The sequence below is a fragment of the Streptomyces sp. NPDC001450 genome (assembly GCF_053597295.1).
This window is the reverse complement of record NZ_JBSFHY010000006.1, coordinates 74,202-86,148: the sequence shown is the minus strand read 5'-3', so window position 1 is coordinate 86,148 and position 11,947 is coordinate 74,202. Positions and strand designations below refer to the sequence as shown.

12 protein-coding genes and 4 pseudogenes are annotated in these 11,947 nt (G+C 72.8%); 6 read left to right on the top strand and 10 right to left on the bottom strand.

Translation table 11 applies throughout. The features are described from left to right. Nucleotides 1-2 precede the first annotated feature (2 nt). Both ACWC5O_RS08185 and ACWC5O_RS08180 read left to right on the top strand, forming a co-directional pair. Nucleotides 3-761 (top strand): PaaX family transcriptional regulator C-terminal domain-containing protein, encoded by a 759-nt coding sequence (locus ACWC5O_RS08185; RefSeq protein ID WP_450585863.1) that lies wholly within the window; start codon nucleotides 3-5, stop codon nucleotides 759-761. A 29-nt stretch (nucleotides 762-790) separates the two neighbouring features. Beyond that, nucleotides 791-955 (top strand): hypothetical protein, encoded by a 165-nt coding sequence (locus ACWC5O_RS08180; protein ID WP_450585865.1) that lies wholly within the window; start codon nucleotides 791-793, stop codon nucleotides 953-955. Between the two features lie 38 nt (nucleotides 956-993). Here ACWC5O_RS08180 and ACWC5O_RS08175 read toward each other — a convergent pair. Beyond that, nucleotides 994-1,425, bottom strand: a pseudogene (locus ACWC5O_RS08175) (pectate lyase); the annotation flags it as partial. An 8-nt stretch (nucleotides 1,426-1,433) separates the two neighbouring features. On the opposite strand from ACWC5O_RS08175, the pseudogene ACWC5O_RS08170 reads away from it, so the two are divergent. Next, nucleotides 1,434-1,880: pseudogene (locus ACWC5O_RS08170) on the top strand (GDSL-type esterase/lipase family protein); the annotation flags it as partial. A 19-nt stretch (nucleotides 1,881-1,899) separates the two neighbouring features. On the opposite strand, the gene ACWC5O_RS08165 reads toward ACWC5O_RS08170, so the two are convergent. The 3 genes from ACWC5O_RS08165 to ACWC5O_RS08155 form a co-directional block, all read right to left on the bottom strand. Further along, a complete protein-coding gene (locus tag ACWC5O_RS08165; protein ID WP_450585867.1) occupies nucleotides 1,900-2,118 on the bottom strand; it encodes a hypothetical protein in 219 nt (72 codons plus the stop codon). Between the two features lie 280 nt (nucleotides 2,119-2,398). Further along, nucleotides 2,399-3,769 (bottom strand): nucleobase:cation symporter-2 family protein, encoded by a 1,371-nt coding sequence (locus ACWC5O_RS08160; RefSeq protein WP_450585868.1) that lies wholly within the window; start codon nucleotides 3,767-3,769, stop codon nucleotides 2,399-2,401. Nucleotides 3,770-3,905: 136 nt separating this feature from the next. Continuing rightward, nucleotides 3,906-5,246, bottom strand: a complete 1,341-nt coding sequence (locus tag ACWC5O_RS08155) for an FAD-dependent oxidoreductase (protein WP_450585869.1) — start codon at nucleotides 5,244-5,246, stop codon at nucleotides 3,906-3,908. A 290-nt stretch (nucleotides 5,247-5,536) separates the two neighbouring features. Here ACWC5O_RS08155 and ACWC5O_RS08150 point away from each other — a divergent pair. Then, a pseudogene (locus ACWC5O_RS08150) lies at nucleotides 5,537-5,722 on the top strand (DUF6214 family protein); the annotation flags it as partial. A gap of 39 nt (nucleotides 5,723-5,761) precedes the next feature. On the opposite strand, the gene ACWC5O_RS08145 reads toward ACWC5O_RS08150, so the two are convergent. From ACWC5O_RS08145 to ACWC5O_RS08120, 6 genes and pseudogenes are all read right to left on the bottom strand, one after another. Then, nucleotides 5,762-6,427 carry a TetR/AcrR family transcriptional regulator gene (locus ACWC5O_RS08145; protein ID WP_450585871.1) on the bottom strand — a complete coding sequence of 222 codons (666 nt, stop codon included), beginning with the start codon at nucleotides 6,425-6,427 and terminating at the stop codon, nucleotides 5,762-5,764. A 160-nt stretch (nucleotides 6,428-6,587) separates the two neighbouring features. Continuing rightward, nucleotides 6,588-7,277, bottom strand: a complete 690-nt coding sequence (locus tag ACWC5O_RS08140) for an HAD family hydrolase (protein WP_450585873.1) — start codon at nucleotides 7,275-7,277, stop codon at nucleotides 6,588-6,590. A 10-nt stretch (nucleotides 7,278-7,287) separates the two neighbouring features. Next, nucleotides 7,288-7,434: pseudogene (locus ACWC5O_RS08135) on the bottom strand (phosphatase PAP2 family protein); the annotation flags it as partial. 8 nt (nucleotides 7,435-7,442) lie between these two features. After that, nucleotides 7,443-7,637 (bottom strand): hypothetical protein, encoded by a 195-nt coding sequence (locus ACWC5O_RS08130; RefSeq protein WP_450585875.1) that lies wholly within the window; start codon nucleotides 7,635-7,637, stop codon nucleotides 7,443-7,445. A 200-nt stretch (nucleotides 7,638-7,837) separates the two neighbouring features. Next, the gene (locus ACWC5O_RS08125; RefSeq protein ID WP_450585877.1) at nucleotides 7,838-8,773 is read right to left on the bottom strand and encodes a M56 family metallopeptidase; all 936 of its coding nucleotides are present in this window, start codon (nucleotides 8,771-8,773) and stop codon (nucleotides 7,838-7,840) included. A gap of 100 nt (nucleotides 8,774-8,873) precedes the next feature. After that, nucleotides 8,874-9,440: a DUF5134 domain-containing protein gene (locus ACWC5O_RS08120; protein WP_450585879.1), complete on the bottom strand. Its 567-nt coding sequence runs from the start codon at nucleotides 9,438-9,440 to the stop codon at nucleotides 8,874-8,876. A 180-nt stretch (nucleotides 9,441-9,620) separates the two neighbouring features. Between ACWC5O_RS08120 and ACWC5O_RS08115 the strand changes: the two genes are divergently transcribed. After that, nucleotides 9,621-11,285 (top strand): FUSC family protein, encoded by a 1,665-nt coding sequence (locus tag ACWC5O_RS08115; RefSeq protein WP_450585881.1) that lies wholly within the window; start codon nucleotides 9,621-9,623, stop codon nucleotides 11,283-11,285. Next, nucleotides 11,282-11,941 carry a MarR family winged helix-turn-helix transcriptional regulator gene (locus tag ACWC5O_RS08110; RefSeq protein ID WP_450585883.1) on the top strand — a complete coding sequence of 220 codons (660 nt, stop codon included), beginning with the start codon at nucleotides 11,282-11,284 and terminating at the stop codon, nucleotides 11,939-11,941. The genes ACWC5O_RS08115 and ACWC5O_RS08110 overlap by 4 nt, the downstream gene beginning before the upstream one ends. Nucleotides 11,942-11,947: the final 6 nt, after the last annotated feature.

Genomic DNA, 11,947 nt, shown 5'->3' with positions numbered 1-11,947 from the left:
CCATGCGCATGAACGTGTCGGCGGAGGCGGGTGAGGCCGCCGGCCTGCGGCCGCTGTCCGCGCGGTCGGTGGTGCTGAGCCTGCTGCTGGGCGCGCATCCGCCCGAGCTGCCGGTGAAGGACCTGGTCCGGCTGGTGGAGCCCTTCGGTGTCGGCGGCTCCACGCTGCGGGCCGCGCTGAGCCGGATGGTGGCCGCCGGGGATCTGCGCCGCACGGACGCCGTGTACGGGCTCAGCGACCGGTTGCTGGCCCGCCAGCGCCGCCAGGACGAGGCGCTGCATCCCCGCACGCGCGGGTGGGACGACGGCTGGGAGATGGTGGTGATCACGGCGACCGGCCGTGGCCCCGCCGAACGGGCCGACCTGCGCGCCCGCCTGACCTCCCTGCGCCTGGCCGAACTCCGCGAGGGCGTGTGGCTGCGCCCGGCCAACCTGGCCCGGCCCCTGCCCGGCGACCTCGCGCACGTGGCCGAGTCCTACACCGCCCGCCCCGACGGCTCCCCGCACGACCTGGTCGCCCGCCTGTGGCCGCTGGACGCCTGGGCCACCACCGCGCGCACCCTGCTCGCCCACGCGGCCGACGCCCACCACCCGGCCGACCGCCTCACCGCCTTCGCCGCGGCCGTACGCCACCTGCTCACCGACCCCGTCCTCCCGCCCGCACTCCTTCCGCCGGACTGGCCGGGGGAGACCCTGCGCACGGCCTACACGGGGTACGAGGAGGAGCTGGCCGCGTCGGTGGGGCTGCGGGGGGACCGCTGAGCACGCTCCCCGTTCCACGCTCCCCGTGGGTGTGCTCGCTGGTCGGTGAGTTCCAGGACGCTGTCGTCGAGCTCTGCTTCGCGCGCAAGCCGATCAACGCCCTGGAGGCCGAGAACGCCGAACTGCGGGCGCGGCTCGCCGTGGAGGCGAAGGCCACCCCCGAGACGAGACCCGGCCCGGCGCCGAAGGCCTGAGGGCCGTCGTCCGCAGCGGACGACGGCCCCCTGGCTGCCTACTCGTAGGTGATGTCCGACGCCGCGTACTTGCAGTAAGTCCCCTCAGGCCCAGAGCCGTTGGTGGTCGGCTCCTTGCCGGTGTTGTTGCCGATGTACTTCTGGCACGGAACGATCTTCTTGCCGGAGTCGCCGACGATGGTGATGTTCCTCAGGGTCGCGCTGTCGCCGTAGGTGGTGTTGATGCCGACGAGCTTGTTGCCCTTGTACGTCGCCTCGGTGGAGTTGAGGTTGATCGTGCGCTTGTACTGCGTCTTGCAGTTGCCGCACGAGCGGGCGAAGGTGCCGAAGTTCTGCACCGCGAAGTCGGGGACGTTCAGCGTTCCTGCGCCGTTGAACTGGAACACCTTGTCGCCGGCCTCCTTCGCCCCGCCGCCGCTGACGGTGTAGACGTTGGAGGACGAGGAGCCGAGGAAGGTGGCCGCGTCCTCAGGCAGTGCGCCTCGACCGTGACGTCCTGTCCCGCAGCGGGGTCGCCTGGCTGATCCTCTTCGAGGGCGTGAACGACATCGGCACCGCCGACGCCACCCCCGAGGCCCAGCGCGCGGTCACCGACGACCTGATCGCCGGGTACCGGCAGCTCGTGGTCCGCGCCCACGCCCAGGGCATCCGCGTCTTCGGCGCGACCCTGACGCCGTTCGGCGGCAACACCCTCTACGACGACGCGGCGGGGGAGCGGGAGGCGTCCCGCGAGCGCGTGAACGCCTGGATCCGCACCCCCGGCCACTTCGACGCGGTGATCGACCTCGACCGGGCGGTACGCGACCCGGCACAGCCGAGCCGGCTGCTGCCCGACCTCCAGGTCGGGGACTGGCTGCACCTCGACCCGAAGGGGTACGGGGTGCTGGCCGGGGCGGTTCCCGCCGGGCTGTTCCTGAGGAGGTGAGCGCAGCACCCGGGGCAGGTCAGGACGGGGTGCGCCGGCTCCCAGGGTCCGCGTCGGCCGCGTCGGTCCCGTCCGGTCCGGCCGCATCGCCGCGACGAAAGGTCCTGGCCTCGCGCACGACCCGGCGCCAGGAACGGATGAGATCCGGGATCTGGTCGAGGAGTCCCTTCAGGACATAGACCAACACCGACGCGACGCTCGCCGTACCCAGGATCCCCAGGACGATCTGTGACTCCATGCTCGGCCCCTCCGGAGAATGGCGGATGGCCGAACCGAGCGCGAGCCGCTTGCAGGATGGCAGGTGTCTCAGGTCGACCACCCCGAATGACGGTGATCAACTGAGGCCCTGCCGGCGTGCAGGCCGCGTGTGAAGTTGTCACGATTGACGGACCGCCGAACACCTCGGCGGTCACGCCCGACAGGGACGCCGGACCCATTCCCGTCGCGGTCGGCGATGCCGACCGTGCAGGGCGAGTGTAGCCCCTGGGCATGCTGAAGAGGCGTCAAGTCCCTGATTGTCAGGAAGCGTTCGCGTCGCCGACTCCGGCACCGAGCTCTTCCGGTCCGGCCGGAGCGGTCGAGCCTTCGCTTGCCGGAAGGTGGTTGAACAGCAGGTTCAGGACGATCGCCGTCAGGCAGCCCGCGCTGATGCCGCTGTTCATCACCGTCTGGAACCAGTCGGGGAACTTCGCGTACACCGTGGGTACACCCACCGGCAGCATGCCGACCGCCACCGCAACGGCCACCACCGTCAGGTTGTTGTTGCCCTTGAAGTCGACGCGGGCCAGCGTCCTGAGCCCGCTCGCCGCGACCGTCCCGAACATCACCAGGCCCGCCCCGCCGAGCACCGGCGCGGGGATCGCCGCGACCACCGCGCCCAGCTTGGGCAGCAGGCCGAGCAGGACGAGGATGCCGCCGGCCGCCGCGACCACCCAGCGGCTGCGCACCCGGGTCATGCCGACCAGGCCCACGTTCTGGGCGTACGCCGTGTACGGAAAGGTGTTGAACACCCCGCCGAGGACGGTCGACAGGCCGTCCGCGCGCAGCCCGTCGGCCAGCGAGCCCGGCTCGACCCTGCGGCCGGTCATCTCGCCGACCGCGATCAGGTCACCGGTCGTCTCCGTCATCGTCACCAGGGCCACCACCAGCATGGACACGATCGCGGACGCCCTGAACGTCGGCGCCCCGAAGTGGAACGGCGTGCTGATCCCCACCCAGTCCGCGTCCCCGACCCCGCCGAAGTCGGTGAACCCGAACGGCACGGCGACCGCCAGGCCCACCGCGATGCCGATCAGTACGGCGATCCGGCTGAGGAAGACCGGCGCGAACCGCTGCACGCCGAGCACGACCGCCAGCACGAAGGCCGCCAGCGCCAGGTTCTTCGGCTCCCCGAAGTCCTTCGCGCCGGCACCGCCGGCGGCCCAGTTGCCCGCGACCGGCAGCAGCGAGACCCCGATGATCAGGATCACCGTGCCGGTGACCAGTGGCGGGAAGAAGCGCAACAGCCGACCGAAGACCGGCGCGAGCAGCATGATCGCGAGTCCCGCGACGATCACCGAGCCGTAGACCGCGGGCAGTCCGCCGCCCGTCGTCCCGATGAGCACCATCGGCGACACGGCCGCGAACGTGCAGCCCTGCATGATCGGCAGCCGGACGCCGAACCGCCAGAACCCGACGCACTGGATCAGCGTGGCGACGCCGCACACCAGTAGATCGGCGGTGATCAGATACGCCAGGTCGGCGGGCGACAGCTTCATCGCACCGCCCACGATCAGCGGCACCGCGACGGCGCCCGCGTACATCGCGAGCACATGCTGCAGTCCGAAGGTCGCGAGCCGGCGTACCGGTGGTATCTCGTCGACGGGGTGCACATCTGTGGTCGTGGCCATGGGGACTCCAGAGCGGCGGGTGGGGAGTGACATCCGAACAGCACGAGACCGTAAGGCTCTTAAACAGTTTGTTGATTTCGATCGCGTTGCGGGTGTGTGTCATGCCCACCCGGAAGCCGCCGACTCCGGCCGGGCCTCAGGCCGACCGTGCGGCCCCCAGCAGCGCGTCCCAGTCGGCCAGCTTGACCACGCCCCGGCCGAGCCGGGCGCCCAGTGCGGCCTCGGCACGCTCGATCGCCTGCCACCCCGCCCACGGCACCGGTTCGACACCCGCTGCCCGCAATGCTTCGAGCGGGTCCTTCGGCACCTCCCGGCGTACGAGCGCGGGCGCGTCCGCGAGCAGGGAGGTCGCCGTCTCCTTGGCGCACGGGCGGTTGGTGCCGATGACACCGGTGGGCCCGCGCTTGATCCAGCCGGCGACGTACTCGCCCGGAGACGCGACGCCCTCGCGAAGGACGCGGCCCTCCATGTGCGGCACGGTGCCGCTCGCCGCGTCGAAGGGCAGCCCCTCCAGCGGCACTCCGCGATAACCGACCGAGCGCAGCACCAACTGGGCTGCCACGTCCTCGTACCGTCCCGTGCCCGTGATGCCGCCGCGCCCGTCCGGTGCCGTCCGCTCGAAGCGCACGGCGCCCACCCGGCCGCCGTCCGCGAGCAGTTCCACGGGCCGCAGGAAGAACCGCATCCTTATCCGGCGGGCCGCCTGCCGGGCCGGGGCCGCCGCCCAGCCGCGAAGCGCCTCCACGTTGCGACGCTGCACGGCGGGCAGCGCGGCGGGGTCGACGTATCCGGAGTCCATCTCCAGCTCGGCCGGATCCAGGATCACTTCGGTGTCCGGCAGTGCGCCCAGCTCGCGCAGCTCCTTCGTGGTGAAGCGGGCCTGTGAGGGACCGCGCCGGCCGACCATGTGGACCTCGGCGACCCCGCTCTGGGCCAGTGCGTCCAGCGCCGCCTGCGGCATGTCCGTCGGACGCAGCTCACCGGCGCCCCGCACCAGCATCCGCGTGACGTCCACGGCGACGTTGCCCATGCCGATGACCACCGCGGACCGGACCCCGCGCACGAACCCCGCGTCGGTCGCGTCCGGATGCGCGCTGTACCAGGACACGAACTCGGTCGCCGACCAGCTGCCCGGCAACTCCTCGCCCGGGATCCCCAGGTGGCGGTCGGTGGCGGCGCCCACGCAGTACACGACCGCGTGGTACAGCGTCCGCAGCCGCGCCACCGACAGCCCGCCGGGTCCGCCCACCCGGACCCCGCCGAGGAAGCGCACCCGGTCGTGCTCCAGTACCGTGCGCAGGTTGCCCTGCAGGGACTTGATCTTCTCGTGGTCCGGGGCGACGCCGTAGCGCACCAGCCCGTAGGGGCACGGCAGCCGGTCCAGTACGTCCACGCGCACCTCGGGATCCAGCTGGACCAGGGTCTGGGCGGTGTAGCACCCGCTCGGCCCGGATCCGACGACGGCGACACGCAGCACGGCGGTACTCCCTGCCCGAAGGAGAAGAGGTGTGCGGACGGCTCCAGCATGGCACCGCCGGGCCCGCAACGGCAGAGGCCGGCAGGGTGACCCGACGTGTCACTGCTCATGGAATGTGATGATGGGGTTACGTTACGTGTGTGACTGGAGGCATCCTTTCTTGATCTTTCTGATCGTCCCGCCGCGGGCGGCGCGGTGTCCGTGTGGCCCGCGTGGGAGGTGCAGGAGTACGGGAGTGCCACTCCTGTTCCACGTCCGGCCGGACTTCCCCGACGGTGCACGGGTCGACGTCCTGGCCGCGGGGTATCGAAGGGGTGCGGGCTGATCGCCCAGGAGTACCGTGCGGCCCAGGAGGGCGGCTTCGCCCCGGTCCTCGCGGTGATGTGCGCGACCGGGCACGGCCGCCGCCGCTCCCTCGGGCTGATCGCCCGGGTGCGGCACGCCGGTTCCTGACACGGCGTCACGCAAGGCGCTGAAAAGGGAAGCTGACCGGCAACGGCCGGACCGGGGATCCGCTACTCGGACCGCTCCTCGGTCGCGAAGAACCGCGACAGATCCTGCCCCCGACCCGCCCCGGTGTCCGCATCGCTCCCGGGCGGCACGCCCAGCTCCCAGTCGAGCCCGTATCGCTGGAACAGCTCGGCCCGCAGCGACGGCACGGGCATCGGCACCCCCGGCACCAGTGCCGCGTACACCGCCCCCATCAGCAGAGCCCGCAGCAGGGGGTAGTCGGCCGTCACGTCCGGGGAGCCGTACCGGGCGACCGTGTCGCTCAGCAGCTCCGACAGGCGCCGCTGCTCCGGGCACTGCACGAAGCCCTCGGCCTGGAGCAGTCCTGCCATGTGCTGCCGCATGAGCACCGGCCGGTCGCGGGCGAGGCCCAGAATCGCGTCGATGGCCCGGGCCAGCCGTTCCCGGCCGTCCTCGGTGCGCGGCTCCCGCTCCAGCGCCTCCTCCAGCGTGCGGTGCATCAGCCGGTGCACGGCGGACTGCACCAACTGGCGCTTGCCGGGGAAGTAGTACGACACCAGTCCGCGCGCCGAACCCGCCCGGTCCGCGATGTCGGCCAGCGTGGTGGCCTCGAACCCGTGCTCGTCGACCAGCTCGACAGCGGCCTGTAGCAGCCGCTCCCTGGAACGGCGGCGCAACTCTTCATTGACCGAGGCGCTGCGCGGGGACATCCTGTAACTCCTGCGTTGACTGGCTGCCAGCCAACTATACTCAACGCGGTGGCACCGCTGTGCGCGGCGCCTGCTCAGGGCTGCCGTCCGTCTGGGGCGACGCGGGGGATCGTCTCAGACGGACGGCGCGTGCCCGCCCGAGACGCCGAGCTGCTTCGGGTCAGCCCACCAGGTCCAGCACCGGCAGCAGCGCATCGGGCCGCCTCGCCACCGGCAGATGGTCCACGAAGTGCACGCGGCAGCCCAGCGCGGCGGCGCCGCCGTCCGCCACCCTGCTGTCGCCGACCATCAGCACCTGCCGCGGATCGACGTCCAGTGCCGAGCAGGCGGCGGAGAAGAGCCGCGGGTCCGGCTTCTGCACGCCGTGTTCGTACGACAGCACGTACGCGTCCACGTACGCGTCGAGGCCGTGCTCGCGGAAGACCGGGCGCAGGTCCCAGCCGATGTTGCTGACCACGCCGACGCCGATCCCGCGCTCGCGCAGCGTGCGCAGCACCTCGGCGGTGTCCGGGTAGGGCGACCAGGCGGCGGGGGACATGTGCCGCTCGTACAGCGCGTCGTGCAGGCGGGGGGCGGGCAGCGGCACGCGCCGCGACAGTCCGGTGTAGGCGGCGCGGTGCAGCTCGGCGCTCTCGTCCCGCACCGCCCACAGACCGGCGAGGTCCGCCGGCACCTCGACGGGGTCAGCCCCGCCCGGCAGCGCACCGGCCGCCTCCAAGGCCTTCGCGGTGTCGGCGAGTTCGGGCTCGGGCAGCGTCAGGCCGGTCTCCTCCAGCACGGCCCGCAGCCACGACTCGGTGGACTCGACGCGGAACAGGGTTCCCGAGAAATCGAAGAGCACGGCAGCCATGCGCCGGACTCTACCCGTGCGATGGCCGCGCCCGGCCGCCCCGCGGCCGCTCGCCGGCCACCGGGACGACGGCCACGGTCACCGCCGTACGCCACTGGACGCGGCCCGCGCCGTGGCGGTGCGGCAGCCACAGCAGGAGCCCGCAGACCACGGTGGCTACGGCGGTCACCCGTCGGACGGGCGGTTCCACTCCACCGCAACGGAGAAGTCCGCCTCCGCTGCGGTACGGGCCACCACCACCCCGGCGTCGGCGCCGTCCTGCGCGCGCCCGGCGCGAGTCCAGCCGTTCTCGTCGCGCACGTCGACCTCGATGCGGAGATCCTGCCCGCCGTCGAGCGGGACACGGACGACTTCCGCCATCATTCCTCCAGCCGTGGCATCGGCGTGCCGCGCCGCCGATCGAAATCATGAGCGGACGTGGACGTCAGAGATTCACCCTTCGCACAGTCGAATTCGGCCGCTCCAATGGGCTTGCTCGGCAACAGTGTCGCCGTGGAAGAGGGGTGAACTCCCATGTGGCCAACATGGGTTGCACTCGGGCATGTTCTGCGTCCAGCTGTCTACCCCAAGACCCGAAGCGCCGGCACCAGCGCCACCAGGACCGGGATCACCGGCACCAGCGCGGCCGCCGCCGTCAGGCGCAGCCGGTGCAGGGCCGGGAGGCGGTCCGGGGGAGTCAGGAGCCGGTGCACACGCTGTGGGACGTGTGCGTGCGGGGTGGGGCTGGGTCCGAACACACCCCGGTCTTCGTTGAGTTCGACCAGAGCCAGTGCGGTCGTCAGCCGGCCGAAGCGCCGGGAGGCCGTGTCGTCGGCGGCCAACTCGACCAGGCGGTGCATCTCGTCGCGGAAGGCGGCGAACACCGGCACCTGCGGGAAGCCGCCCGCCAGCGCCGCCGAGCAGTGCAGCAGCCAGTCGTGCCGGGCTCGGTCGTGGCCCTGCTCATGGGCGAGCAGGGCATCGAGCTGACGTCCTTTCAGCCGACGCAGGGCGGCCGTCGTGATCACGAGTCGGGGTGCCGTACCCGGCAGCCGCCACGCGTCGGGTCGCTCGCCCTCCAGTACCACCAGCCGGTCGCTCGTCGGCTCCTCGCCCGGCAACAACGGGGCCCGCACGAGGAGTTCTGCCCGCCGCAGGTCCCGTCGCGCCCGGGCCCCTACGACCTCGCGCACCAGCATCGCCAGGCTCCACAGCCCGCCGCAGGCGAGCGTCACCGCGACGGTCGCCGCCCACGGCCCGGCCGCACCGAGGGCGTACGCGTCCACCACCGCGCGCGGTGCCGTACCGAACACATGCCCGCGCACCGCTTTCCAGGCCGCCGCCGCGCTGAGCGTCATCGACAGCGCGCAGCACAGCAGTACGGCCGCCACCACGCACTGCCACACCCACAGGGCGACCACCGGCTCACGGTCCCGCCAGTCGGCCCGGGCGAGCAAGCGCGGGGCGGCGACGGCGGTCACGGCGCCGAGCAGCAGCAGTGCCACGGGGACCATCATGGGCAGCACCCTATGAGCGCGGAGCCGCTCACGGGTACGGTCCTTTGCGCCGAAGTGACGCAAGCAACGCTTGCGTTTTCTCCCGTGGAGGACCGGCGGTTCACATCGTCAGCAGCATCGCGACCATCCCGATCCCCATCGACAGCCGGCAGGCCCGGGCCAGCTCCGGACGGTCGCCCCAGCGCACGGCCCGCGTGCCGCCCGCCGTGGCGGCGGGCACCAGCCGGGCGCCGGACAGCAGCACATAGCCGGCGAAGTAGAGCAGGAGCGAGCCCGTCACCAGCGGCACTCCGGCGCCGATGCGCGGGTGGTGGTGAGAGGCGGGTGAGGCGGGTGAGGCGGGTGAGGCCGCCATGACGAGGGACATGTAGACCATCGCCGCCGTCCCCACCAGATGGTGCAGATGGTGCCGGCCACTGCGCGCGGCCCACAGGGCGCGCAGCGCCGCCGCGCCGAACACGGCCGCGTACAGCGGCCACGCCCACCCCGGTGGGGTGAACGCCGCGGCGGGCACGGCCATCGCGGCCATGCCGAACCCCATGAGCGCCTCGCCGCCCGCGGAGCGGCGCTGTTCCTCGACACCGCTGCGCATCCGCAGCAGGCAGTAGGCCCCGGTGGCCGCGCACAGCGCGACCAGCAGCCAGGCGGCCGACACCGGTCCGTGCATGCGCCCACCTCCACGCTCGACGGTCGGTCGAGGGATGCGATGCCCACGGCACGCGGGGCGCATACGAGCGCAAGGGTGTACACGGGGTGCATTCGCCGGAGCACGGCAGGTGAGGAAGGAGGTCGCCGACGCCTTCAGCCCAATATCTTTTACCAGTAAAACACATGCTAAATTGATGGCATGAGCAGTGCGACCCGCCACCGTCTTCCCCTCGCCGGAGTGCTCCGCCTCGGGCGGCCCTCCGACATCTGGTTCAAGCCCGCGCTGAGCGCGGTCGCCGCGGTCGCCCCGCCCAACCTGATCCTGCTGGCGCTCGGCCGCCTCGACCTCGCCATGTACACGATGGCGGGCTCCCTGTGTGCGCTCTACGGCCACAACCGGCCCTACGCCGCCCGGGCCCGGGCCCTGGCCCGGGTGGTGCTCGGCATGATCGGCGGCCTCGCCGTGGCCCTGTCCGCGGCGTCGCTCACCACCGACGCCGTCGTGCTGGTCACCGTCGGCGCCCTCATGGCGGCCGTACAGAAAGCGGCGTGCGACGCCACCGGTGTCGGTCCGCCCGGCAACGTGGTCCTCACCTTCATCAGCTCCGCCTCACTGTTCGCACCCCAGAGCCTCGGCCAGGTCCCCGGCCATGTCGGACTGGCCCTCGCCACCGGCGCCTGGGCCTGGCTCGTCGGCATGGCGCCGGGGCTGCTGCGCCCGCACGGTCCCGAGCGCCGCGCCACCGCCCAGGCCCTGGACGCGGCCGCCGCGTACGCGGCCACGCGGGGCACGGCCGAAGGCCACGCGCGAGCCCGCAGCGCGAGCGCCGCCGCCATCCACGCGGCCTGGCAGTCCCTGCTCGCCGCAGGTGCCCGCCCCGACCGAACCCGGCGCACCCTCGAACGGCTCCTGATCCGCGCCGAGGTCGCCCTGGCCGCCCCCGCCGACACCGATCCCGAACGGCTGCGCGCCTGGGCCCTGGACCTGCGCGGAACCGGCCCGGTCTGCGGGGTCGAGTCCCCCCAGGCCCCGACCGGTGAACTGCTCGGTGTCGGCACCGAACTCGCCTCCCCGCGCCGCCCGTTGTGGCACCGGCTCGACCCGCTCGCGCCCATCGCCGCCCGCACCGCGATCGGCTGCGCCCTCGCCGGATACGCCTCCCTCGCCCTCGGTGTCGGCCGCCCCTACTGGGCGCTGGTCACCGCGGCCTCCCTCTACCAGGCCAACGTCACCCTCACCTGGAGCCGGGGCATCCAGCGCGTCGTCGGCAACCTCGTGGGCGTCCTGATCTTCGCCGCGGTCACCCCGCTCGCCCATCTCCACCCGGCGGCCCTGGTGCTGCTCTGCCTCGCCTTCAACTTCGGCGCCGAGGCGCTGATCAGCCGCAACTACTGGCTCGGCAGCGTGTGCGTCACGCCGATGGCCCTGCTCATCACCGAGTTCGCCCGCAGCCAGGACCCCAGCCGGCTCGTCACCGAGCGGATCGCGGACACTCTCGTCGGCGCGCTGGTCGGCTTCGTCGCGGCCGTGGCCGTCACCAACCGGCGCGCCGGCGACCGCATCGAGCACGCGCTGACCACGGTCGAACACGCCCGCGAGCACGCCACCCGCCTGCTCGCCGAGCCGCACCCGCAACCCCGGGCCCTGCAGACCGCCGGCCGCACCCTCGCCGCCGCACTGGTCGACCTGCGCGCCACGGCCGACGCCGCCTCCGGCGAGTGGTGGCAGCGCGCCCTGCCCACGGAGCGGGTCGTGCTCGCCGAACAGTCCGGACACCGTACGCTCGCCGCGACGGCACGACACCGGGGGCTCGCACCCCTGGACCATGACACGGGCAGCACAACGGAGGACGTACGGCAATGACGCCGACGAACGGACGACCGCCGGCCGGGGATGCCGCGGGCGGGGGGCAGGCGGGGGCCGGGGGTGGCACGGTCGAGGAGCGGTCGGGGATCGCGGATTCCCGGGCCGACGCGCGGCCGGGGAACGAGAGCGAGGCCGGATCCGACCCCGCGCAGAGGGACACCGTCGCCGCCGTCGTCCGGCAGTGGCGGACCGTGCACCCCGGGCTGGACACCGGGCCCATGGAGGTCATCGGCCGCATCAACCGCTGTGCCGCGCTCCTCCAGCAGGCCGAGGACGCCCCGTTGCGCCGCGCCGGGCTCAGCCGCCCGGAGTTCGACCTGCTCGGCGCACTGCGCCGCACCGGCCACGAGCTGACCCCGGGAGAGCTTGCCCGGGAGACCTTCTCCTCCGGAGCCGCGGTCACCAAGCGGCTCAAGCACCTGACCGAACGCGGCCTGGTCGTGCGGCGCGGCGACTCCCGCGACCGCCGAGTCGCCCACCTCCGCCTCACCGACACCGGCCGCGACCTGGTCGACGGCATCCTCCCCGAACAACTCTCGTACGAGACCGCCGTACTGTCCGTCCTCGCCCCCGAGGGCCAGGGCGAACTGGCCACCCTCCTCGCCAACCTGCTCAGCGGCCTGGAGGGGCGCGTGGGGGCGTTGCGGGCGTGAGCCTGT

What these genes read in the sequence shown, in the direction of transcription:
- ACWC5O_RS08185 (WP_450585863.1), top strand. Translation starts at nt 3, where the DNA reads ATGCGCATGAACGTGTCGGCGGAGGCGGGTGAGGCCGCCGGCCTGCGG.
- ACWC5O_RS08165 (WP_450585867.1), bottom strand. Translation starts at nt 2,118, where the DNA reads ATGGAGTCACAGATCGTCCTGGGGATCCTGGGTACGGCGAGCGTCGCG.
- ACWC5O_RS08160 (WP_450585868.1), bottom strand. Translation starts at nt 3,769, where the DNA reads ATGGCCACGACCACAGATGTGCACCCCGTCGACGAGATACCACCGGTA.
- ACWC5O_RS08145 (WP_450585871.1), bottom strand. Translation starts at nt 6,427, where the DNA reads ATGTCCCCGCGCAGCGCCTCGGTCAATGAAGAGTTGCGCCGCCGTTCC.
- ACWC5O_RS08140 (WP_450585873.1), bottom strand. Translation starts at nt 7,277, where the DNA reads ATGGCTGCCGTGCTCTTCGATTTCTCGGGAACCCTGTTCCGCGTCGAG.
- ACWC5O_RS08130 (WP_450585875.1), bottom strand. Translation starts at nt 7,637, where the DNA reads ATGGCGGAAGTCGTCCGTGTCCCGCTCGACGGCGGGCAGGATCTCCGC.
- ACWC5O_RS08125 (WP_450585877.1), bottom strand. Translation starts at nt 8,773, where the DNA reads ATGATGGTCCCCGTGGCACTGCTGCTGCTCGGCGCCGTGACCGCCGTC.
- ACWC5O_RS08120 (WP_450585879.1), bottom strand. Translation starts at nt 9,440, where the DNA reads ATGCACGGACCGGTGTCGGCCGCCTGGCTGCTGGTCGCGCTGTGCGCG.
- ACWC5O_RS08115 (WP_450585881.1), top strand. Translation starts at nt 9,621, where the DNA reads ATGAGCAGTGCGACCCGCCACCGTCTTCCCCTCGCCGGAGTGCTCCGC.
- ACWC5O_RS08110 (WP_450585883.1), top strand. Translation starts at nt 11,282, where the DNA reads ATGACGCCGACGAACGGACGACCGCCGGCCGGGGATGCCGCGGGCGGG.